The 20,892-nt window shown below is 59.5% G+C and carries 17 protein-coding genes, 1 tRNA gene and 1 riboswitch; of the genes, 13 read left to right on the top strand and 5 right to left on the bottom strand.

Annotated elements, in window-relative coordinates:
- Positions 1-80: 80 nt before the first annotated feature.
- The 3 genes from CVS29_RS05010 to CVS29_RS05000 form a co-directional block, all read right to left on the bottom strand.
- Positions 81-151: transfer RNA gene (locus CVS29_RS05010), tRNA-Gly, on the bottom strand.
- A 440-nt stretch (positions 152-591) separates the two neighbouring features.
- Entirely contained in the window at positions 592-1,776 is a 1,185-nt protein-coding gene (locus tag CVS29_RS05005) for a cation:proton antiporter (RefSeq protein ID WP_110105228.1), read from the bottom strand.
- Between the two features lie 6 nt (positions 1,777-1,782).
- Positions 1,783-2,268, bottom strand: coding sequence for a cation:proton antiporter regulatory subunit (locus CVS29_RS05000; protein ID WP_110105227.1), 486 nt, complete (start codon positions 2,266-2,268; stop codon positions 1,783-1,785).
- 153 nt (positions 2,269-2,421) lie between these two features.
- Here CVS29_RS05000 and dcd point away from each other — a divergent pair, with 153 nt between their 5' ends.
- The gene (gene dcd / locus CVS29_RS04995) at positions 2,422-2,997 is read left to right on the top strand and encodes a dCTP deaminase (RefSeq protein ID WP_110105226.1); all 576 of its coding nucleotides are present in this window, start codon (positions 2,422-2,424) and stop codon (positions 2,995-2,997) included.
- A gap of 51 nt (positions 2,998-3,048) precedes the next feature.
- On the opposite strand, the gene CVS29_RS04990 is transcribed toward dcd, so the two are convergent.
- Positions 3,049-4,377: an MFS transporter gene (locus tag CVS29_RS04990; protein WP_245932067.1), complete on the bottom strand. Its 1,329-nt coding sequence runs from the start codon at positions 4,375-4,377 to the stop codon at positions 3,049-3,051.
- Positions 4,378-4,586: 209 nt separating this feature from the next.
- On the opposite strand from CVS29_RS04990, the gene CVS29_RS04985 reads away from it, so the two are divergent.
- Genes CVS29_RS04985 through mnhG form a run of 6 tightly spaced genes read left to right on the top strand, consistent with a single transcriptional unit; the run spans position 4,587 to position 11,004 of the window.
- Positions 4,587-7,565 carry a Na+/H+ antiporter subunit A gene (locus CVS29_RS04985; RefSeq protein WP_110105224.1) on the top strand — a complete coding sequence of 993 codons (2,979 nt, stop codon included), beginning with the start codon at positions 4,587-4,589 and terminating at the stop codon, positions 7,563-7,565.
- The gene (locus tag CVS29_RS04980; protein WP_110105223.1) at positions 7,562-8,092 is read left to right on the top strand and encodes a Na(+)/H(+) antiporter subunit C; all 531 of its coding nucleotides are present in this window, start codon (positions 7,562-7,564) and stop codon (positions 8,090-8,092) included. The genes CVS29_RS04985 and CVS29_RS04980 overlap by 4 nt, the downstream gene beginning before the upstream one ends.
- Positions 8,089-9,717, top strand: coding sequence for a Na+/H+ antiporter subunit D (locus tag CVS29_RS04975; protein WP_110105222.1), 1,629 nt, complete (start codon positions 8,089-8,091; stop codon positions 9,715-9,717). Before CVS29_RS04980 ends, CVS29_RS04975 begins: the two co-directional genes overlap by 4 nt.
- Positions 9,714-10,373: a Na+/H+ antiporter subunit E gene (locus CVS29_RS04970; RefSeq protein ID WP_110105221.1), complete on the top strand. Its 660-nt coding sequence runs from the start codon at positions 9,714-9,716 to the stop codon at positions 10,371-10,373. The genes CVS29_RS04975 and CVS29_RS04970 overlap by 4 nt, the downstream gene beginning before the upstream one ends.
- Before the next feature lie 5 nt (positions 10,374-10,378).
- Positions 10,379-10,645, top strand: a complete 267-nt coding sequence (locus CVS29_RS04965) for a monovalent cation/H+ antiporter complex subunit F (RefSeq protein ID WP_110105352.1) — start codon at positions 10,379-10,381, stop codon at positions 10,643-10,645.
- The gene (gene mnhG, locus CVS29_RS04960; protein WP_110105220.1) at positions 10,642-11,004 is read left to right on the top strand and encodes a monovalent cation/H(+) antiporter subunit G; all 363 of its coding nucleotides are present in this window, start codon (positions 10,642-10,644) and stop codon (positions 11,002-11,004) included. The genes CVS29_RS04965 and mnhG overlap by 4 nt, the downstream gene beginning before the upstream one ends.
- A 111-nt stretch (positions 11,005-11,115) precedes the next feature.
- On the opposite strand, the gene CVS29_RS04955 is transcribed toward mnhG, so the two are convergent.
- On the bottom strand, positions 11,116-11,376 hold the full coding sequence (locus CVS29_RS04955; RefSeq protein ID WP_110105219.1) for a DUF4235 domain-containing protein: 261 nt from the start codon (positions 11,374-11,376) through the stop codon (positions 11,116-11,118).
- A 250-nt stretch (positions 11,377-11,626) separates the two neighbouring features.
- Between CVS29_RS04955 and CVS29_RS04950 the strand changes: the two genes are divergently transcribed.
- The 6 genes from CVS29_RS04950 (at position 11,627) to CVS29_RS04925 (ending at position 20,867) form a co-directional block, all read left to right on the top strand.
- Complete coding sequence (locus CVS29_RS04950; protein ID WP_110105218.1) at positions 11,627-14,722, top strand: glycoside hydrolase family 84 protein; 3,096 nt, start codon at positions 11,627-11,629, stop codon at positions 14,720-14,722.
- A gap of 142 nt (positions 14,723-14,864) precedes the next feature.
- A riboswitch (TPP riboswitch) is annotated at positions 14,865-14,984 on the top strand.
- 46 nt (positions 14,985-15,030) lie between these two features.
- Entirely contained in the window at positions 15,031-15,663 is a 633-nt protein-coding gene (locus tag CVS29_RS04945) for an ECF transporter S component (protein WP_110105217.1), read from the top strand.
- 2 nt (positions 15,664-15,665) lie between these two features.
- A complete protein-coding gene (locus CVS29_RS04940; RefSeq protein ID WP_110105216.1) occupies positions 15,666-17,204 on the top strand; it encodes an ABC transporter ATP-binding protein in 1,539 nt (512 codons plus the stop codon).
- A complete protein-coding gene (locus CVS29_RS04935) occupies positions 17,201-17,995 on the top strand; it encodes an energy-coupling factor transporter transmembrane component T family protein (protein ID WP_110105215.1) in 795 nt (264 codons plus the stop codon). The genes CVS29_RS04940 and CVS29_RS04935 overlap by 4 nt, the downstream gene beginning before the upstream one ends.
- 119 nt (positions 17,996-18,114) lie before the next feature.
- A complete protein-coding gene (locus CVS29_RS04930) occupies positions 18,115-19,068 on the top strand; it encodes an L-lactate dehydrogenase (protein ID WP_110105214.1) in 954 nt (317 codons plus the stop codon).
- A 266-nt stretch (positions 19,069-19,334) separates the two neighbouring features.
- On the top strand, positions 19,335-20,867 hold the full coding sequence (locus CVS29_RS04925; RefSeq protein WP_110105213.1) for a UDP-N-acetylglucosamine 1-carboxyvinyltransferase: 1,533 nt from the start codon (positions 19,335-19,337) through the stop codon (positions 20,865-20,867).
- Positions 20,868-20,892: the final 25 nt, after the last annotated feature.

Genomic DNA, 20,892 nt, shown 5'->3' with positions numbered 1-20,892 from the left:
TAGCGGCACGGCGCCACTGGCAGCACCAAATGTTAAAGCAGTTTGGCCCCCGAGATGTCGGGGGCCAAACTGGGAAACTGAGCGGGCGACGGGAATCGAACCCGCGTATCGAGCTTGGGAAGCTAGCGCTCTACCATTGAGCTACGCCCGCAATGGAACGTCCACAGCAAGCTGCAGCATTTGTTCCGCTATTGATTCTAGCCCGAGCAAGGCCATGGTCATGACCAATGACACGGGGTTGCTTGCGCCGATCTTGCCAGCGGCATGCATAGTTAGCTGATGATGGAGGCCTTGCCGGCGGCAAACTCGGTATCGGTGAGGGCGCCTGAAGCATGTAGTGACGCAAGCCGTTCCAATTTACTGAGCAGATCATCCGCTGCTGCAGGTGCGGGAGCCGCTTCCGGAACAGGCAGCAGCTGCGCCTGCTGGGGGAGGTGTTGCTGCTCAGCTTCCTGCTGGGCGGCTGCTTGCCGGGCAGCTCCGAGCCGCTACTTTCTTCATGCCGCCGCACCTCACAAGTGGCACTGATACCGCAACCGGTGTGAGGCCGTGGTACTGAACAAGAATGGTTGCTCTGGGAAGAGGGTGGGTCTAGAAAATCGGCTCAGGCTCTTGCTTTTTGCCCTGGATCAGCCGCACAAGAGGCTCCACATAGCGGGCTGCGATGGGGCCGCTGACGGCCATGATCAGCACATAGGTGGTAGCTAGCGCGGCCAGTTCAACGGGGACGGCGCCCGAGGCCACAGCTAGCCCGGCAATGACGATGGAAAACTCGCCGCGGGCAATCAAGGCGGCGCCGGCACGGGCCCGGCCCGGTATTCCGATGCCTTGCCGCGATGCCGCCCACCAGCCTGTCACCACCTTCGTGATGGTAGTGACCAGTGCCAGCAGCAGGGCGAACCCGAGCACGGGCGGGATGGTGTGGGGATCGGTGTTCAAGCCGAACAGGACAAAGAACATGGCGGCGAATAGATCTCGCAACGGCTCCAGCACGCGGGCGGCGTTCTCTGCCGTACCGCCGGAGATCGCGATGCCCAAGAGGAAGGCGCCCACGGCCGCTGAGACCTGCAGCGCCGAGGCTACACCAGCCACCAACAAGGCGGCGCCCAGCAGCTTGAGTAGGAACGATTCCCTGTCAGGGCTGTCCAAAACAGTCGAGACCATATGTCCGTAGCGCAGCGCACCCAGCAGCACCAAGGTGATCACGGCCAAGGAAATTCCGACTGCGGTGAGCCCGCCCAGGAATGAGACTCCCGCTAAAACGGCCGTCAGGATGGGCAGGTACGCGGCCATTGCCAGATCCTCGATGACCAAGATGGCCAAGATGACGGGCGTTTCACGGTTACCCAGCCGGCCTAGATCACCTAAAACCTTGGCGATAATCCCTGATGATGAGCTATAAGTAATGCCAGCCATGACCAGTGCCCCCACCGGGCCCCACCCCAAGATCAATGCCACGGCAACACCCGGAAGCATATTCAGCACCAAGTCCAGCACCCCCGCCATCCACGACTGTTTCAGTCCCGTGACGAGTTCCTTGGCCGTATATTCCAAACCGAGCATAAGCAGCAGTAAGATGACACCAATTTCACTGGCAATATGGGCGAATCCATCAATGCCGCCAAGATTGACCAGGCCGCCCTTTCCAAAGGCCAGACCGCCTAAAAGATAGAGGGGGACGGGGGACATGCCGATCCGTCCAGCCTGACGACCCAAAAAACCGAGCCCGAAAAAGACGATGCCGAGCTGAACCAGGGAAAGGGTCGTTGAATCCATGGCGGGCTAGGGTCTGGACTGCAAAATATGTGCAGCCTCTGCCAGTCCGTCTTCAGTGCCGACAATGACCACCATGTCCCCAACATGGAGGACCTCATCAGGGCGCGGAGACCCCACCACGTCACCATCGCGCAGCAAGGCCACAATGGAAGCGCCCGTGCGCGTGCGCATCTGGGTCTGCCCCAGCGTGCGCCCGGCGAAGGTGGAGCCCGGACGGATCATGAATTGGTGCGTGGTGATGCCCGTGAGGTTTTCTTGTTCCGTGCTGAGTTGGGCAATGAGCTGCGCCGATCCCAGCAACTGTCCCAGCCCGGCGGCTTCCTCGGCGGTGAGCGGGATGGAAGCTGCACAAGCATCAGGGTCATCAACACGGGACAGGATTAACTCAGCGTGACCATCCCGGTGGGTCACCACGCCTACGCGCCGTCCGGTAGCAAGCCGCAATTCCCTACGCACACCAATGCCGGGAAGAGGCGTCTCTTCAATATTCATGGTTCTTACCTTAGCTGCGCTGCGCGGATCTATGGGCTTTAGTACAACGCCAAGAACGCACATATTAGTCCTGCCGCGTTGATCCTGGCCCTTTCCGGCCCGGCCAAGGGGATCTTTCTGCTGATCTTGGTCTAAATACGCTATTTTTAGAGGGTGCTGATCTCTGACCGCGACATACGTGCCGAAATTGACGCCAAGCGGATTGTCTTGGACCCCTACGACCCTTCCATGGTGCAGCCATCGAGCGTTGATGTGCGCATCGACAGGTATTTCCGGCTCTTTGACAACCACCGTTACGCCTACATTGACCCGGCGGAGGAGCAGCCTGAGCTGACCCGGATGGTGGAAGTTGAACCCGACGAGTCATTCATTTTGCATCCGGGTGAATTTGCGCTGGCCTCCACCTATGAGACGGTGACGTTGCCCGACGATGTCGCTGCACGCCTCGAAGGCAAGTCCTCTCTGGGCCGCCTGGGCCTGCTCACACACTCCACCGCCGGCTTCATTGACCCGGGTTTCTCCGGTCACATCACCTTGGAGCTCTCCAACGTGGCAACCTTGCCGATCAAACTCTGGCCCGGTATGAAGATTGGCCAGCTGTGCTTCTTCCAGCTCAGCTCCCCGGCCGAAAACCCTTACGGTACGGGCACTCATCAGAACCGCTACCAGGGCCAGCGCGGCCCCACAGCCTCGAAGTCATTCCAGAATTTCCACCGCACCAAGATCTAGGGTTCGCAGTGGTGTTTAGGGCTCGGGGACTATCCTCCCCTAGCCGTGCCGCTAGTGTGAGCCCGCACCGTGTGGCGGGGCCTTGACGGGCAGAAGTAGCAACAAGCCGAGCAACAGCACCACCAAAATGCCAACGATGCCCCACCGTTGCGCTCCGAAGATCACAATAGCGAGCCCAAACAGTTGTGGGGCCAAGAAGGATACGGCGCGGCCTGTGGTGGCGTACAGCCCAAAGATCTCCCCTTCCTGCCCTTCCGGCGCTAAACGGCCCATGAAGGTTCTTGCAGAGGACTGTGCCGGGCCCACGAACAGGCACAGGATCAGCCCGAAGACCCAAAACGCGTTCTTCCCATCCAGGAAGAGCAAGGCCCCGCCGGAAATGAGCAGGCCTATCAGTGAGGTCACAATGACGGCCTTGGGGCCGAACTTGTCATCGAAGAATCCGGCGGATAAGGCGCCCACTGCGGCCACCACGTTGCCGGCGATGGCGAAGATCAATACGTCACCGGTGGCAAAACCAAAGGACCCCACCGCCAAGACCGCCCCAAAGGTGAAGATGGCGGCCAGGCCGTCACGGAAAATGGCGCTGGAAATCAGGAAGTACAAAGTGTGCCGTTCAGTGTGCCAGAGCCGCACAATAGTGTGAACGAGCTCCATGTAGGACTGGATGAATCCCACCTTGGGCATATTTGGATCGCGTTTGGTTTCGGGGATGGCGAACATGATCGGGATTGAGAACACCAATATCCACAGGGCCGAGAACACGGCCACGGCCCGGTACGTCATGCCGTCGGCGCTCGTGATGCCGAAGATGCCTACCTCGGGCTTGATCAACGCGAAGTAGACAATGAGCAAGGCCACGATTCCGCCGAGGTATCCGGCGGCCCAGCCAATGCCACTGATCCGGCCAATGCTCTTCTTCGTTGAAATCTGCAAGAGCATGGCGTTGTAGTTCACACCCGCGAGCTCAAAGAAGACGTGGCCGGCAGCAATGAGCATGCACCCGAAGAGCAAAAAAGACTCTTGGGGCTGAACAAAGAAGCACGCTGCCGTCAGCACCACCACAATCAAGGTGTTGATGCCCAACCAGAGCCTGCGGCGTCCGCTGTGATCGGTGCGTTGCCCGGCAACCGGGGCCAGCAAGGCGATGGCCAAACCAGAAATGGACATGGCAAATGCCAGTGTGACCGTTGCCTTGTCGGCACCACCAAAGTCATCGCCCGTTAGATAAAGGGCGGTGAAGATGAACGTGGTCATGACGGCGTTGAAGGCGGCGCCGCCCCAATCCCACAGCGCCCAGGCCGTGATCTGCCACTTGGTTGCCGGTGTTTTGGCCGGAGTCGCGGTGAAGGCGGCGGCAGAGGGAGGGTACTCAGTCATACGGCACATGCTATCCGGCGGAATCAACGGGGCGGGGTAAGGCGCCGGAACATTTCGCGCAGGTGGTCCCGGGCAGCCGCATTCGGGACACCGACATGGAGCCAAAGCTCACCCTGAGAAGGGGCAGGGTTGGTAGACTAGCGGTGTCGGGAACCGACTTTAACCCCCGTGATTCGCTCATTTCCAGCCCGAAACATGTGGAGCCCTTAGTGCTGTTTGTCCTGTGTGCACACTTCCTTGTGGCCATTTTCTCGCCCATTTTGTTCTCCAGATGGGGTCGCTCGGCGTTTTACATCCTTGCTTCGGTGCCCGGGATCAGTTTCGTCTGGCTTGTGGCGCAGTACAACAATGTGTATTCGTCCACGTTGCCCAGCCCGTCGCTGGAGATCCCGTGGGTTCCCGTCCTTGATCTGAACCTGAGCTTCAAAATGGACCAGCTGTCCTGGCTCATGTCACTGCTGGTGCTTGGGGTTGGTGCCCTGGTGCTGGCCTATTGCGCCAGATATTTCAAGACCAACGACGCCGGCTTGGCCGGCTTTGGTGCCCAGCTGCTCGCCTTCGCAGGTGTCATGTTTGGTCTTGTGACGGCGGATAACCTCATCCTTTTGTTTGTTTTCTGGGAACTGACAACAGTGCTTTCCTACCTGTTGATTGGTTACGCCCGCACTCGCATCGCCGCCAGGCGTGCGGCCCTGCAAGCCTTGATCGTGACAACCTTCGGCGGGCTGGCCATGCTGGTGGGCTTGATCATGGTGGGTGAAAGCGCCGGCACATACAGCATCTCCGAGATCTTGGCGAAGGCACCCGAGCTGATCTCCGCCGTGGGAAGTCCCCAGCTGATGCTGGATATTGGCATTGCCCTGCTCCTTGTGGGGGCCGTGACCAAGTCGGCGCTGCTACCGTTCCACTTCTGGCTGCCGGGCGCGATGGCAGCCCCCACACCCGTGAGCGCCTACCTGCACGCAGCAGCAATGGTGAAGGCCGGGATCTACCTCATTGCCCGTCTGTCTCCGGGCTTCTCCGAGACCGAATATTGGCAGCCCATCATTGTGGTGCTGGGGCTGGGCACCATGCTGCTGGGCGGATGGCGGGCCCTGCGCCAGCACGATCTCAAGCAGATTCTGGCCTATGGCACTGTCAGCCAGCTCGGTTTCATCGCCCTGGTGGTGGGCTTTGGCGGTCAGGAAGCTGCCATGGCCGGTATGGCGATGGTCCTGGCGCACGGCTTGTTCAAAGCCTCCCTCTTCCTTGTGGTGGGGATCATTGACCACCAAAGCGGTACCCGCGATATTCGTGAGCTTTCAGGGGTCTTCAAATCGGCTCCGAAGCTGGGCATCGTTGCCCTGATCGGGGCTGCGTCAATGGCCGGGCTGCCGCCCATGGCAGGTTTTGTGGCTAAGGAGGGCATCTTCCAGGCGTTCATTGCCTCTGCCACTTATGGGCCAGCCGGCCCCGTGGTGGGGTGGACTGTCTTGGCCGGGATGGTTCTGGGCTCGGTGCTGACCTTTGCCTACAGTGCACGGTTCCTGTGGGGCGGTTTCGCCACCAAGGCCAAAGGCATGTCCACAGCCTTCAAACCCGTCAGTTGGCTTTTCCTGGCAGCCCCTGCCCTACTGAGCCTCCTGACGCTGGTTTACGGATTCTTCCCGCACCTCGTTGAAACGTGGATTAGACCCTATAGCGATCAGTTCCCCGCCTATGACCCGGACGGCATGCATCTGGCGTTGTGGCACGGCTTCTCACCCGCGCTGGGACTCAGCGCGCTAGTGATCGCAGTGGGAGTCATTCTGTTTAAACTGCGGGATAAGTTTGAAGCCTTCCAAGCTAAGTTGCCTGCGGGGATTGATTTTGAGCGTGCCTACCGGAAAGCAATTGTGGTGCTGGATGCTGTAGCCATTTGGGTTACGGGCCGCACCCAGCGTGGTTCCTTGTTCTTTTATCTTTCCGTGATCCTCTCCACCGCGATAGTTTCCGTGCTAGCTGTCTTGCTCCTGAATGTGCAGGACTGGACAGAAGATATTTACTTTGTTGACCCAGGCTCGCCGTTCCAAATCATTGCTGGGGCGGTTGTTATCATCGGCGCACTTGCTGCGGCCAGGGCGAACAAGCGCTTCATGGCCGTACTGTTGGTGTCCGTCACCGGGTACGGGTTAGCGCTGATTTTTGCTTTGCAGGGAGCACCGGACCTGGCTTTGACCCAGATGCTTGTAGAAACCATCATTTTGGTGGCTTTTGTGTTGGCCATGCGCTCACTGCCGCCTGGTTTGCTTGAACGCAAGCAGGCGGGCAGTCACCGCCTGGTACGGCTGATCTTAGGCATTGGCTTCGGCGCAACCATGGTGGTTGTGGCCGTCGTTGCCATGGGGGCCAGGATCCATGAGCCCGTGAGCCTTGCCCTGCCCGTGCTGGCCTATGAGGGCGGGGGTGGTCTCAATGTTGTCAACGTGACCCTCGTAGACATTCGGGCGTGGGACACTTTTGGTGAGATTTCCGTCCTGGCCATCGCCGCTACAGGTGTAGCCAGCCTGATCTTTGTCAGGGGCCGCGGCCAGCGCCTTCCCCGGGCAGAGACCGTGGAAACGGGCAGCATTGGCAAGCTGCCCGTGTCCCAGTTTGAACCCACCATTCACCTTGCCAAGAAATTCACTGCCTCACCGAGCAACCCTTGGCTCGTGGCCGGGCGGACGCTGGCACCAGAACGGCGCTCCATCATTATTGAAGTTGTCACCCGGCTGTTGTTCCACAGCATCATCATCATCTCCATCTACTTGCTGCTGGTGGGGCACAACGGCACTGGTGGAGGCTTCGCAGGAGGGTTGATAGCAGGGCTTGCCCTGACCATCCGATACCTTGCTGGCGGACGTTTTGAACTAGCCGAGGCCACCCGCATCTCAGCGGGAACTCTTCTGGGTCTGGGCCTAGCCATGGCGGCGCTGACAGCACTGGCACCACTGTTCTTTGGCGGGGAAATCTTCCAAAGTGCCATTATTGCTTTTGATCTGCCGGTTTTTGGTCATGTGAAGTTTGTGACCTCCACGGTCTTTGACATTGGCGTCTACCTGGTGGTTGTGGGGCTCGTGATTGACGTTTTGCGCAGCCTGGGCTCGGAGATTGACCAACATGAAGAGGACGGTCTGGACTCCATGGAGATGATTGAGGACGACGAGCCGTTGGAGGTTTCTCGATGAGTGTCAACCTCACACTGCTGCTGGTGATGGGCGTTCTTTATGCCGTGGGAATTTACCTGTTGTTAGAACGCAGCCTGACACGCGTGCTGCTTGGGCTGATGTTGCTGGCCAACGCCACCAATCTGCTCTTGCTGGCCACGGGCGGCTATGCCGGTTTAGCACCCATCTTCAATAAAGACATTCCGCCAACGGAATATAATGATCCCTTGCCGCAGGCCTTTATCCTGACCTCTATTGTGATTTCCTTCGCCGTCACAGCGTTTATGCTCAGCCTGATCTACAGGTCCTGGCTGCTCAGCCGAGCCGATGACATCCAGGTGGACAGGGAAGACCTTCGGGTTGCCAAGCAGGCGCTGTATGACGATGAAGAGGACTCCGAAATTCCCATTGAAGTCTCCGACTTCCATGAGAATAACCAGCCCGCAGCTAAGCGCGAAACCATCCCAGGTATAGGGCCGAAGAAGGCAGTGCAGCTACTTTCTGAACCTGCCGTCCCCCACAAAAAGCCCAGAAAGGATAAGGCATGAATGTTGCAAGTTTCGCCCCGCTCGCGGTAGTTCTGCCCTTCTTGGGTGCCGCCTTGGCTTTTGTGTTGATCAGAAAACCGCGCGCTCAACGCCGTGTCAGCCTGGCAACCCTCACCCTGACCCTTGGTTTGGAGGTCTGGGTATTGGCCAGTGTGTGGACAGTGGGGCCCATTGCCGTCCATCTTGGTGGCTGGGCGCCGCCCTTTGGGATCGTCATGGTGGCCGATCAGTTCTCCTCATTGCTGTTGGTGATTTCTTCAGCGGTGAGCCTGGCCGTCCTTGCCTACGCATCAGGTCAGGGCGCGGCTGACGGTGAACAGGGTGGCCCCCTGTCTGTTTTCCACCCCACCTATCTGATCCTGGTGGCAGGTGTCTCTAATGCTTTCCTGGCAGGGGACCTGTTCAACCTTTATGTTGGCTTCGAAATCCTCTTGACCGCGAGTTATGTGCTGATGACACTAGGTGGCACCGGATCGAGAGTCCGGGCTGGCATCACCTACGTTGTGGTCAGTGTTGTTTCCTCGCTGCTGTTCCTGATCGCCATCGGCATGGTTTACGGTGCCACTGGAACTGTCACTCTGGCGGATCTGGCCGTGAAAATTGGCGAGCTGGACTCGGGAACTCAAGACCTTTTGCATGTTCTTTTGCTTGTAGCGTTCGGCATCAAGGCCGCCGTCTTCCCGCTATCATTCTGGCTGCCTGACTCCTACCCCACCGCCCCCGCCCCCGTAACTGCAGTGTTCGCCGGGCTGCTCACAAAAGTTGGCGTCTATGCCATCATCCGCACGGAAACCCTGCTCTTTCCCTCCGATAAGTTCAATGCGGTGCTGCTAGTTGTTGCCCTTTTGACAATGATCGTAGGAATTCTTGGGGCGCTGGCACAGACGGACATTAAACGTATGCTCTCCTTCACTCTGGTCAGTCACATTGGGTACATGATCTTTGGTGTAGCACTTTCCTCCGTGCTGGGGCTGGCCGCCACCATTTTCTACGTCATTCACCACATCACCATTCAAACCTCGCTATTTATGGTGACAGGGTTGGTGGAACGCCGTGGCGGAACATCCTCGATCATGCGTCTGGGTGGGTTGGCAAAGCTCTCCCCGATCCTTGCGGTGCTTTATTTCATTCCCGCCATGAATCTGGCCGGCATTCCACCCTTCTCAGGGTTCCTGGGGAAGTTGGGGCTGCTGCAAGCGGGGGTGGCTGACGGCTCACCCATGGCCTACGCAGTGGTGATTGGCGGTGTTGTGGCTAGCCTGCTGACGTTGTTGGTCATGGCCCGGGTATGGAACCGAGTATTTTGGCGCAGCACTGCCGACGCCGAGAACCCGGACCCCGTCCTTTTGGCCACGGCACCTGACTCCTCCGGCCAGCCCAGCATGAGCGCATTGCGCACTAGCAAACATGTGGATGCCACCGAAGGACGTTTTTCTGGAGAGAACGAGATCCCCATCCTGCCCAAGATGATGGTGTATTCAACCATGGGTTTGGTGGTTTTGGGCCTTGCAATGAGCATCTTTGCGGGACCATTGTTTGAACTGAGCCAAGATGCTGCCACCAGCATGCTGGCCCGCACTCCCTACATTGAAGCCGTGCTTGGCGAAGGGGCAGGTACGCCATGAGCCAGAGCATCAACGCCAGGCGCAAGCTGAACCCTTTGCAAAAACTACCGCTGCTTATTTGGCTGGTCCTTGTCTGGGGCGCCCTGTGGCAGGACTTCAGTGCCGGGAATCTTCTTTTTGGGGCCCTCATAGCGCTAGCAGTGTCACAAGTTTTTTACCTGCCGCCCATTGAGCTCAGTGGACGCTTTAACGTGCTGCAGGCCGTGATCTTCCTTTTGTGGTTCCTCAAGCAAGTCACCGTTGCCAGTTGCCAAGTGCTGTACTGGGCGGTTGCCAAGGGGCCCAAAATCCGCAACGCAGTCATTGCCGTCCCGCTTCGTAGCCCCTCGGATCTACTCATGACCGCGGTGGGTCACGTGCTCTCACTGATTCCGGGTTCCTTGGTGGTTGAAGTGGATAGGGGTTGCGCCACTCTCTACGTCCACGCAATGAACGCGCCCACTCCAGAAAGCGTGGAGCGGGTTCGTACAGGGATCCAAGACATTGAAGCCAGGCTGATCACTGTGATGGGGACCAAGGAAGAGCTGGCGGAGCTGCGCTCTGAACGCACTGGGGCATCCATGGTTGCGTATGCGGATATCCTCAAAAGTCCCGATCAGCAAGATTCTGATCAGCAAAGTCCCGATCAGCAAAAAGACCTAGGTGAGGGGCAGTGAGCGTCATGGATGTTGTGGTCATTATTGTTGCAGCGGTGCTCACGCTCGCGGCTGCCGGAACTATCTACCGGATTGCCTCCGGGCCGTCATTGCTGGACAGGGTGATCGCCGCTGATGTTTTGCTGGCCATCTTCGGCGCCGCACTGGCCACGGACATGGCCGCAAATAAACATACGGACAATCTGGCCCTGCTGGTGGTCCTGACGGTGATTGGGTTCATTGGATCAGTCACGGTGGCTCGTTTTGCGGCCCATAAGAGAGGCGACGGATGAATACGCTCATTGATGTTTTGACAGTGATCGCCCTGCTGGGTGGCGCACTCATGAGCCTTGCCGCCGCCATTGGGCTGCTGCGGTTTCCGGACTTGATGAGCCGCATGCATGCTGCAACAAAGCCACAGGTTTTAGGTTTGCTGCTGATGTTGACGGCCATTGGCTTGCAAATGCGCGTCTGGTCTTTGCTGCCGGTACTGCTTGTGGCCTGGCTGTTCCAGCTACTCACGGTGCCGGTATCGGCGCACATGGTGGGCCGGTCCGGCTACCGGACCAAACACCGCCGCCCTGAGATGCTCAGCGTTGATGAGCTAGATCAGGTGGTTGCCGCAGTGGTGGAAGAGGAAAGTATGCCCTAGCCATCCGCCGTCGTAGTTTCACGGAAGCCGCAGTAACTCGGGAGCCGCATTTGTACTGGCGCCGCAGTAACTTTTGGGGGAGGGACTGCTGCGTTTTTGGGAGGAGTGGGCTCAGATTTCTTCGGGGTGCTTGTTAAAGCGTGCAATGGCCTTCTGGGTGGTGCGTGAAGCCAGGGTCTGAATGATGGCCGCAACCACCGAGGAGACCAGCGCAAAGGTCAGTGCTGAACGGAGACTGTTATTTAGATCCGCCCCATCCTTGGGCGGCTTGTTGCCGGTGCTCTTTTCCCAGACGGAATCCACGAGCTTGCTGGCAACAAAGCCGGCACCGAGGCTGATGCCGGTTCCGAGCAACTTAAAAACGATGTTCATAAAGGACTCCTTCGTGGGGATTCACGCTGGTGCGGGAAAGCACTGTAGTTCAGCCTAGCGCCTTCGCTGCCTTAGCTGCAGCGGGTAACCCGGGAGCTGGCGAGATTCACTGGGGCTTTGCGTGCTCTCACAAGGCAAGCCGGGTCCGTAACCAGTTGACGTGATCCGCGCCACGTCACTAGGGTCACGGCAAAATGCGATCCATATCAAACATGGTTTGCCGTGAGCTTGAAACACCAAGGGGAACAGATTGAAACGAGCGTATAAGAACGTCACTTCCGGGGCTCTGGCCCTGGCGATTATTGCCGGAGGTGGAATGGCTGCGTTGTCTCCGTCAGCGATTCCGGCCGCCCAGGCAGCGGTTTCGGCTGCCGAAATTTTGCCCACTCCCCAGGAAGTCAGCACCGCAGGCGTTGCTGTTCCCTTGACAGGCGCAGTAAAAGTGGCAGTCGGTGAAAATACGGATGCCGCAGCCAAGAAGTTGCTAGCGGAAGTAATTACCGCTGCCGGTGGTACCGCCACCTTTGTCAGCGGTGCGGGCACCACCGGCGCCACAGTCTTCCTTGGCACCGTTGCGGACAACCCGGCTGTATCCACCGCGCTCACGGCCGTGGGATCCGGCAGCGCAGCTGGACTGGATGCTGATGGACATGTCATCGCCACCGGAACCATCAGCGGCAAGCCCGCACTGGTGCTCAACGGCACCGATGCCACAGGTACCTTCTACGCCGTGCAGAGCCTGAGTCAGGTTGTTGCCAACGGTGTGGCGCCAGCTATGACGGTCAAGGACTGGCCGTTGATGTCCATCCGTGGCGGCATTGAGGGCTTCTATGGCATCCCGTGGTCTCATCAGGCCCGCCTGGATCAGTTTGATTTCTACGGCAAGCACAAGATGAACACTTACATCTACACGCCCAAGGACGATAATTACCTGCGTGCCAAGTGGCGTGATTTGTACCCGCAGGCGCAGCTGAACGATTTGAAAGAACTCGTGGATGAGGCCAATGCCAACCACGTTAATTTCACTTTTGCACTCTCACCGGGCAATGACGTCTGCTACTCCGACGATCAGGATTTCGCCGCCACCGTGGCCAAATTTGATCAGCTGCGCGCAATCGGTGTCAGCAGCTTCTACATTGCGCTCGATGACATCAACCCGTACCTGAACTGTGCCGCGGACAAGGCAAAATTCACCTTGCCGGGATTCCGTTCACTTGCCCGGGGCCAGGGGTTCTATTTGAACCGGATCGTCAAGGACTACATTAACGTCCATGGGCTGGCACCGTTGCAGACAGTGCCCACCAACTATGCCGGTTCCGGTCCAGACCCTTACAAGGGTGAGTTTGGTCTGCAGACGGATGATTCGATCCGTATTCAGTGGACCGGTGAAGGCGTCTTCTCCAACACCATTACGGAAGCTTCAGTAACCAAGGCGGTGACTTCCTACAACGCCGAGCATTTCTACATCTGGGACAACCTGCCCGTGAATGATGGACAGCGCGGACGCCTGTTCCTGAACCCGCTGGAGGGCCGCGACGCCAACCTGTACAAACACATTGACGGCATCACTTCCAACCCGATGATCGAACCGTATTCTTCGATGATCGCCCTGGCCGGGTTCGGCGACTACTCCTGGAACGGCCCCCAGTATGTGCCCGCAACAACACAATCCTCCATTATCAGTGAGCTTGCCGGCCCCAATGAGGCCATCAGGGCGTCTCTGGAAACCTTCGTGGACCTGAACCAGAGCTGGAAGCCCTACCGTCCGGAATCCAAAACGGCGCCGGCCCTGAGCGCAGACATCGCAACCTTCTGGACAGCTTTCGACGCCGGAAACACGGCCGGAATGGCACCGTTGAAGGCTCGTTTGGCCACCATTGCAGCAGGCCCGGAAACCTTGCCTGACATGGCCATGACAGGCTTCTACGATGATTCCAAGCCGTGGATTGACGCCGCAGCACACTGGGCCACGGCCATGGAGAAGCAAATCAGCATGCTGGAGGCCATTAAGGCGGGAAATGGCGTAGCCGCCACGGATGGTGCGCTTGCAGCCAATGGAGATATTGCTCTGGCCAAGGCGGCCACCGTGCCCGATGTTGGGCCGAACAACATTGGCATCACGCCTAACGTCATTGTTCCTTCGGTGGGAGATGGACTCTTTGAAATCTTTAGCAAAGAGGCACAGGGACGGTACAACACCTGGCTGAACCTGAGCCCCGTGGCAGCGTCCAGCTACTTCCCCGCAACGGCTACTTCCTCACTTCCCACCTACCAAAGCAACGCGCTCACACGCATGGTTGACGGCGATCCCAGCACTCTTTGGTGGTCCAGTGCACCTCCCGTGAACGGTTCCACCGTCACCATTGACTTAGGCGCCGTGAAGACGGTGGGCAAGGTGCTGATCCAGCAGGCCGATTCCGACACCAATAACGGTGACATGTTCTACCACGCACGGGTGGAGTATTCGGCGGACAATGCCACCTGGACACAGGCCGGAGTGTTTGAGAGCAAGCCGCGCATTGAGCAGAACTTTGATACTCCTGTAAGCGCACGGTACATCCGTCTGGTGTCCACGGGCACCAACCCGGGTGGCCAGTGGGTGAAGATCCGCGAGTTCCAGGCCCTGGAAGCAAATGAACGGCTGGCCAGCAACCTGCCGGGCGCAAATGGTACTGGTGCGCAGAGTGCCTTTGACGCAACCATTGCCACAGCCTTCGAGCCTGCCCAGGCCCCGGTAGAGGGTTCATACCTCTCCAATACCCTGGATGCACCGGCCGCCATGAAGTCAGCCGTTGTGGTGGGCCATGTGGCAGGGGACCTGCAAGTAAAGGTCGACGGCGAATGGGTCACCGTGGGTGCCTTGGATCCGAAACGCAGTTTCCAGGAAGCTGTTCTGGAGCAGGAAAGCATTGAGGGTATCCGCATCCTATTCACTCCGGGCGCAGCAGCCATGGGTGAGCAGACCTTGGCCGTTTATGAGCTTGGTTTGCGCGCCACCGGTCCTGTGGCTGGCGGCCCGTACATTGGTGAGGAAGTGGTGGAACCGACTCCGACGGCCACGGCGACCCCGACTCCGACGGCCACGGCGACCCCGACTCCGACGGCCACGGTTACTCCGACCGAATCGGCCACCGCCAGTACCGCACCCAGTGACACCCCGTCACCGAGTGCCTCGCCCACGAAGGACGGTTCAACCACACCTTCCGCCAGTGCCAGCGCCACGGCAGGTGCCGGTGATGACCTCGCCAGCACCGGGTTCAACCTCGGTGCAGCAGGTGGGATCGCTGTGATTCTCATGCTCGGTGGGTTGATCATGGCTAGCCGACGCAAGGTGCGCCAGCACTAGCAACAGCAAAAACTGAAAAAGGTTCCATCAAGTACTGCAGGCCTCCATCTCACGGTGGGCGTCTGCAGTACTTTTTTCATGACGCATTTCTTTCCACGCATTGGCTACCGGGTGTGAGCGGGGGTAAGCTGAAGCCGCAATTCAAACACGACAGGGGAGCGTGCACCCATTTATCGGGTGTCGGCGCTGAGAGTGCGGTTCGCCGCAGACCCTCGAACCTGCTCCGGCTAGTACCGGCGAAGGGAGTCGAGTTCTCTTCGGCTGCGCGGAAAGACCGCTGCAGCCGCCCCTCCTGAAAAGGAGGAAACATGAGTAAGTCAGTTACGGGCACGTCCGCCCCGAAAAACACGCAACAAAAGAACAAAAGCACCTGGCGGGTTGTCGACATTGTTGTCGTCTCGGTTCTGGGTGTTGCCGTTGGCGTTATCTTTTGGCTCTGGTCCGCCGGCTACGGTTTCATCGCAGCCTTCACCGTAGCCTTCCCACCCGTTGGTGCACTTTACGTTGGCGGCTGGCTGATTGCCGGCGTGCTGGGTGCCTTAGTGGTCCGCAAACCGGGCGCGGCGTTATATTGCGAATTGATCGCCGCCACCGTTGAAGGACTGCTGGGAACCCACTTCGGGTTCACGGTGCTGCTCTCAGGCTTGATTCAAGGCCTAGGCGCCGAGCTGGCCTTCGCCGTATTCCGTTACCGCAAATTCAATCTTCCCGTTGCCATCTTGGCCGGAACCTTGGCCGGCTTGGCGCTGGGCGTCTATGAAAACCTTATCTACAACGTGGCCTGGGCCTTGGAATGGAAGCTCGTCTACGCGGTGCTGGCCATGGTCTCCGGTGCTCTCATTGCGGGGGTAATTTCTTGGCTGGCCGTGCGCGGGTTGGCACGCACAGGCGCGCTGGCGAACCTGCCCTCACGTGGGGCCGCCACCGAAAAGGCAATCTAGTCATGGCCATCGTGCAGAACCGCGGTGCACCAGTACAGGTCTCTGTCAGGGGGTGGGGCTGGCAGCATTCGGGCCGGAACAACCAAGCCCTCCACGGCCTGGATTTGGAAATCTCCCCGGGTGAACGCGTACTGCTGCTGGGCCCTTCGGGTGCCGGAAAATCAACCTTGCTGCACGCCCTAGCCGGTGTGCTCGGGGATGACGAGGACGCCAATGAGATGGGTGAGCTGCTCATTGACGGGCGCCCTGTGCACGAATCGCGCGGCCGTACCGGGCTCATGCAGCAGGACCCTGATGCTCAGGTGGTGCTCTCACGCATTGGTGACGACGTTGCCTTCGGCGCTGAAAACCTTGCCGTGCCGCGCGAGGAAATTTGGCGCCGCGTCCCGGCTGCCTTGGAGTCGGTGGGCCTGAACCTGCCACTGGACCACTCCAGCTCCGCACTCTCCGGCGGGCAGAAGCAGCGCCTGGGACTAGCCGGTATTTTGGCCATGCGGCCCGGCCTGCTGCTGCTCGATGAGCCCACCGCCAACCTGGATCCGGCCGGTGTGGTGGAGGTCCGTGACGCCGTGCGCCGCAGCCTCGATGAAACCGGGGCCACCCTGGTTGTGGTGGAGCACCGCGTCTCCGTCTGGCTGGAGGTGGTGGACAGGATAGTGGTGTTGGCTCCGGCCGCCCTGGGAGAGCCCGGTGGCGTGCTGTTCGACGGTCCTCCCGCCACGGTTCTTGCCCAGAGCCGGGACTTACTGGCCAAGGCTGGTATTTGGGTTCCTGGCCACGTCCCGGAAGTCCGTGCCCGCATCACCAACCCGTCCGACGCCGGACGCCCCCTGCTGCTAGAGGCGGAGGGTTTGGCGGTCTCCCGCACCAAGGGACGCAAGCGCCGCCCGGTGGTGCCGGCAGCCGTGGTGCCTTCAGTGCAGGTGCGGGCCGGGCATGCGCTGAGTGTGACCGGGCTCAATGGATCCGGAAAGTCAACGCTCGCGCTGACCCTGGCCGGACTGCTGGCCCCAGTGAGTGGTCACTTGGCTGCGCTGGAACCCTTGGCGCGCGGTGCCGGGCCCGAGCCGCTGAAATGGCGTGGACGGGATTTGATCAGCCGGATTGGCACCGTCTTTCAGGAACCCGAGCACCAATTTGTTGCTGGTACTGTCCGGGATGAGCTGTTGTTTGCGCCGAGGCTGCTAGGCCGTGGCGAGGATACCGTGGATGAACTACTGGTGCGCCTGCGGCTAGAACACTTAGCGGACGCCAACCCGTTCACACTTTCGGGTGGGGAGAAGCGGCGGCTGTCAGTGGCAACAGTGCTGGCGGCGAGCCCACAACTCCTGGTCTTGGACGAGCCTACGTTTGGGCAGGACGCGAACACGTGGGCCGAGCTGGCCTCCTTGTTAACGGAGCTGCTGGATGCAGGCACGGCCGTGGTGTCGGTGACGCATGACGCCGCCTTCAGCGCAGTGCTCGGTGGGGACCGGCTGGTCTTGGGCGCACCAGCGGATCTTACCGGGGCACAGGCGGCTACAAAGGTGGCGCGGCGATGAGCGTGGACATTATTGCCACGCCGCGCTCCACCGCACTGCTGGCCCGGGCCAACCCGTTGGCGAAGCTCGGAGCCGGAATGGCCCTGACCGTGGTGTTGCTGGTGAGTGTGGACTGGGTCTCTGCCACGGTGGCACTCGTACTCGAATGCATACTTCTGCCGCTGGCTGGATTGAGCCTGCGAATGCTGCTGACCCGCGGCTGGCCCATCCTGCTGGCTTCCCTGGTGGGTGGCTACGGAACAGCTCTTTTGGCGCCCAAGACCGGTGAACTGCTGCTGGCCTTGGGCCCGGTCACCTTCAGCACCGGATCCCTGGAGGCTGGCGTGGCTATCGCCTTGCGTGGTCTGGCGATTGCCCTGCCTGGGATCATCGTACTGGCCTCCACCGACCCCACTGATTTGGCCGATGCGCTGGCCCAAAAGCTGCGCCTGCCCCATCGCTTTGTACTGGGCGCGCTCGCAGCGATGCGCCTAGTGGGGTTGCTTGTGGCCGAATGGCAAACGTTGGGGATGGCGCGCCGCGCACGTGGTGTGGGCGGCGCTTCCGGGCTGTTCAGCCGGTTAAAGGCGCAACTGGGACAGGCCATGGCGTTGCTGGTGCAGGCTGTTCGGCGGGCATCGCGGTTGGCAGTGACCATGGAGGCGAAGGGCTTCGGTACGGGTGAGCGGACCTGGGCCCGTGAATCGACCTTTAGCCATATCGACATCGCGGTGGTGGCCACAGGATTGGTGATCGCCGGCGTGTCAGTGAGCGCCGCCGTCGTACTGGGCACCTGGAATCCAGTGTTCTGATAGTTCCGGCTTTAACGCACCGTTCCCCGCGGCGTGCACGCGGGGAACGGGATTTGCGCTCTGGCTGAAGTGCTAGGACATAATCCGTGTCTGTCCGGCTGGGCGGGGATACTTGGAGCATGACTATCCCTCGCAGTACCAAACTGACCATTGTTGGCGCCGGCAGTGTCGGGACCTCACTGGCCTACGCCGCCCTGATCCGTGGATCCGCCCGCGAGGTGGTGCTCTATGACATTGCCACGGCCAAGGTTGATGCCGAAGTTTTGGATTTGGCCCACGGCACGCCCTTTACCGGATCCTCACGAATCACCGGCGGCAGTGACATAAATTTGGTGGCCGATTCGGACGTCATCGTCATCACTGCGGGGGCCAAGCAGGAACCGGGGCAGACCCGGCTGCAGCTGGCTGAGGTCAATGTGGGCATCCTGGAAAAGATGCTGCCGCCCATGGTGGCACTGGCGCCCAACGCCGTTTTCATCCTTGTCACAAACCCGTGCGATGTGCTCACCGCTGTGGCCGAACGCATCACCAACCTGCCTCCCGGGCGGATTTTCAGCTCCGGGACGGTGCTGGACTCCTCCCGGTTGCGCTGGATCGTAGCCGAGGCGGCGGCCGTTGCGCCGCAGAGCGTGCACGCGCTGATCATTGGCGAACACGGTGATACCGAATTTCCGTTGTGGTCCTCTGCCACTATTGGGCAGACTCCACTCTCGCAGTGGACTGATGGCGCTAAAGGCTTGCTCTTTCCCCGCGAACGGCTCGAAACCATCACTCATGACGTGGTCCACGCCGCCTACAAGGTCATTGCCGGAAAGGGTGCCACGAACTACGCCATAGGGCTTTCCGGTGCCCGCATCGTGGAGGCAGTGTTGCAAAATGAACGCAGTATTCTGCCGGTCTCCAGCGTCCTCCACGGCTACCGCGGTATTGATGGTGTGGCCCTGAGCGTGCCCTCAGTTGTTGGAGCTGGTGGAGTGCAGCGGGTCTTGGACACCCATCTGGATGAGCGCGAGGCAGAACAGCTCCAGCACTCGGCGGAAACGTTGGCAGCAAGCATCGCGCTCTTTTCCTAGACCCCGTAATTTTCTGTGCCCGCTGCGGTTCAAGGGCGGCAGCGGACCAATGTGGGCAAGTGTTTGGTTAAGCGTTGGGCGTGTAATGGGCGTTGAGTGGGGCAGCTGGCACAAGCCGGGGTACCGTAAAGGGAGAGCCTGCCAGCTTGGACTGGAGCAGCCTGGATTTATCGCATGAAACGGTTGATTTAGAGGTTTTTTGCCATAATTGACCATCAGGTCACATAATTCCTATATAATATGCATCCTGTGATATAAAAGTTGTTATGACTCAAGTGGCTGCAGAAACCGTTGGTGTGTTGGTGCGAGACGCACGTAATGAAAAAGGTTGGACCCAAGGCGAACTGGCAACCCAGTTGGGGACAAGTCAGAGTGCTGTAGCCAGGATGGAACAGGGCAAACAGAACCTGAGCCTGAAAATGATCCAACGCATGGAAGCGCTCTTGGAGGCCAATCTGGTCAGCCTGGGGGCGGTCAGTAAGAACGAGGTCACCCATTTGCGCGTGCGCGGTGGGCGTGAACTCTCCGGAAGCGTTGATGTGAACACCAGCAAGAATGCGGGAGTGGCCCTGCTGTGCGCCAGTCTGCTCAACCGCGGCACCACCACGTTGCGCCGTGTAGCTCGCATTGAAGAGGTCAACCGCATTGTTGAACTTCTGACATCCATCGGGGTCCAGTGCCGTTGGCTCGAAGACAACGACCTCCAGATCCGCCGCCCTGCCGTTTTGAACTTAGCTGCCATGGATGTTGCCGCAGCCAAGCGCACCCGGAGCGTCATCATGCTGCTGGGCCCACTCCTTGATGAAGCTAACCCGTACCGTATCCCTTACGCCGGCGGCTGCGACCTTGGCACCCGCACGGTGGAGCCGCACATGCAGGCGCTGCGTGAATTCGGCCTCATCGTCAACGCACATGACGGTTTCTACCAGGTACAGGCACCTGTCAGCGATGCCGAAGACCGCACTTTTGTCCTGACCGAGCGTGGGGACACTGTCACGGAAAATGCCATCATGGCTGCGGCACTGCGTAGCGGAACCACTGTCATCCGCAATGCCAGCCCCAATTACATGGTCCAGGACCTCTGCTTCTACTTGCAGGGTCTGGGCATCTCGGTGGACGGTGTTGGTTCCACCACGCTGACCATCAAGGGCAAGTCAGTGATTGACGTTGACATTGAGTACGCCCCATCAGAGGACCCCATCGAGGCCATGAGCCTAATCACCGCCGGCATCGTGACCAAGTCCAAGGTCACGGTCCGCCGCGTGCCGATCGAGTTCATGGAAATTGAGCTGAAGGTCCTCGAGCAGATGGGTTTTTGTTACCTTAAATCGGCTGAATATATGGCCCGCAACGGCAAGACACGGCTCGTGGATATCACCACTTTGCCGTCCGAGCTAAAGGCTGCCCCGGATAAGATCCATCCCATGCCATTCCCGGGCCTGAACATTGACAACCTGCCGTTCTTCGCCGTGATTGCCTCCTGCGCCGAGGGCACCACGCTCATCCACGATTGGGTTTACGAGAACCGGGCCATCTACCTGACGGAACTGAACCGCCTCGGCGCCGGCGTCCGCCTGTTGGATCCGCACCGCATCGACATCAAGGGCCCCGTTGCGTGGCGTGCCGCCGAGATTGGCTGCCCGCCGGCACTGCGTCCGGCCGCCTGCATCCTGCTGGCCATGCTCGCCGCCAAGGGCACTTCTGAATTGCGCAACATATATGTGATTGAGCGCGGCTACGAAGATCTGGCCGAGCGGTTGAACACCATTGGCGCCGAGATCGAGTACTTCCAAGACTAAGTACAAACGCCAGCGGCCTTGCCAC

This window comes from Arthrobacter psychrochitiniphilus (genome assembly GCF_003185915.1).
GTDB lineage: Bacteria > Actinomycetota > Actinomycetes > Actinomycetales > Micrococcaceae > Specibacter > Specibacter psychrochitiniphilus.
Note: the sequence above shows the minus strand (reverse complement) of the source record. Positions and strands in the feature narration are given on the sequence as shown.

Bases quoted from the DNA above. Each gene is read 5' to 3' on its own strand.
- CVS29_RS04980 (WP_110105223.1), top strand. From the start codon at position 7,562: ATGAGTGTCAACCTCACACTGCTGCTGGTGATGGGCGTTCTTTATGCC.
- CVS29_RS04945 (WP_110105217.1), top strand. From the start codon at position 15,031: ATGAGTAAGTCAGTTACGGGCACGTCCGCCCCGAAAAACACGCAACAA.
- CVS29_RS04970 (WP_110105221.1), top strand. From the start codon at position 9,714: ATGAGCCAGAGCATCAACGCCAGGCGCAAGCTGAACCCTTTGCAAAAA.
- CVS29_RS05000 (WP_110105227.1), bottom strand. From the start codon at position 2,268: ATGAATATTGAAGAGACGCCTCTTCCCGGCATTGGTGTGCGTAGGGAA.
- CVS29_RS04975 (WP_110105222.1), top strand. From the start codon at position 8,089: ATGAATGTTGCAAGTTTCGCCCCGCTCGCGGTAGTTCTGCCCTTCTTG.
- CVS29_RS04935 (WP_110105215.1), top strand. From the start codon at position 17,201: ATGAGCGTGGACATTATTGCCACGCCGCGCTCCACCGCACTGCTGGCC.
- CVS29_RS04955 (WP_110105219.1), bottom strand. From the start codon at position 11,376: ATGAACATCGTTTTTAAGTTGCTCGGAACCGGCATCAGCCTCGGTGCC.
- CVS29_RS04990 (WP_245932067.1), bottom strand. From the start codon at position 4,377: ATGACTGAGTACCCTCCCTCTGCCGCCGCCTTCACCGCGACTCCGGCC.
- CVS29_RS04930 (WP_110105214.1), top strand. From the start codon at position 18,115: ATGACTATCCCTCGCAGTACCAAACTGACCATTGTTGGCGCCGGCAGT.
- mnhG (WP_110105220.1), top strand. From the start codon at position 10,642: ATGAATACGCTCATTGATGTTTTGACAGTGATCGCCCTGCTGGGTGGC.
- CVS29_RS04965 (WP_110105352.1), top strand. From the start codon at position 10,379: ATGGATGTTGTGGTCATTATTGTTGCAGCGGTGCTCACGCTCGCGGCT.
- CVS29_RS04925 (WP_110105213.1), top strand. From the start codon at position 19,335: ATGACTCAAGTGGCTGCAGAAACCGTTGGTGTGTTGGTGCGAGACGCA.
- CVS29_RS05005 (WP_110105228.1), bottom strand. From the start codon at position 1,776: ATGGATTCAACGACCCTTTCCCTGGTTCAGCTCGGCATCGTCTTTTTC.
- CVS29_RS04940 (WP_110105216.1), top strand. From the start codon at position 15,666: ATGGCCATCGTGCAGAACCGCGGTGCACCAGTACAGGTCTCTGTCAGG.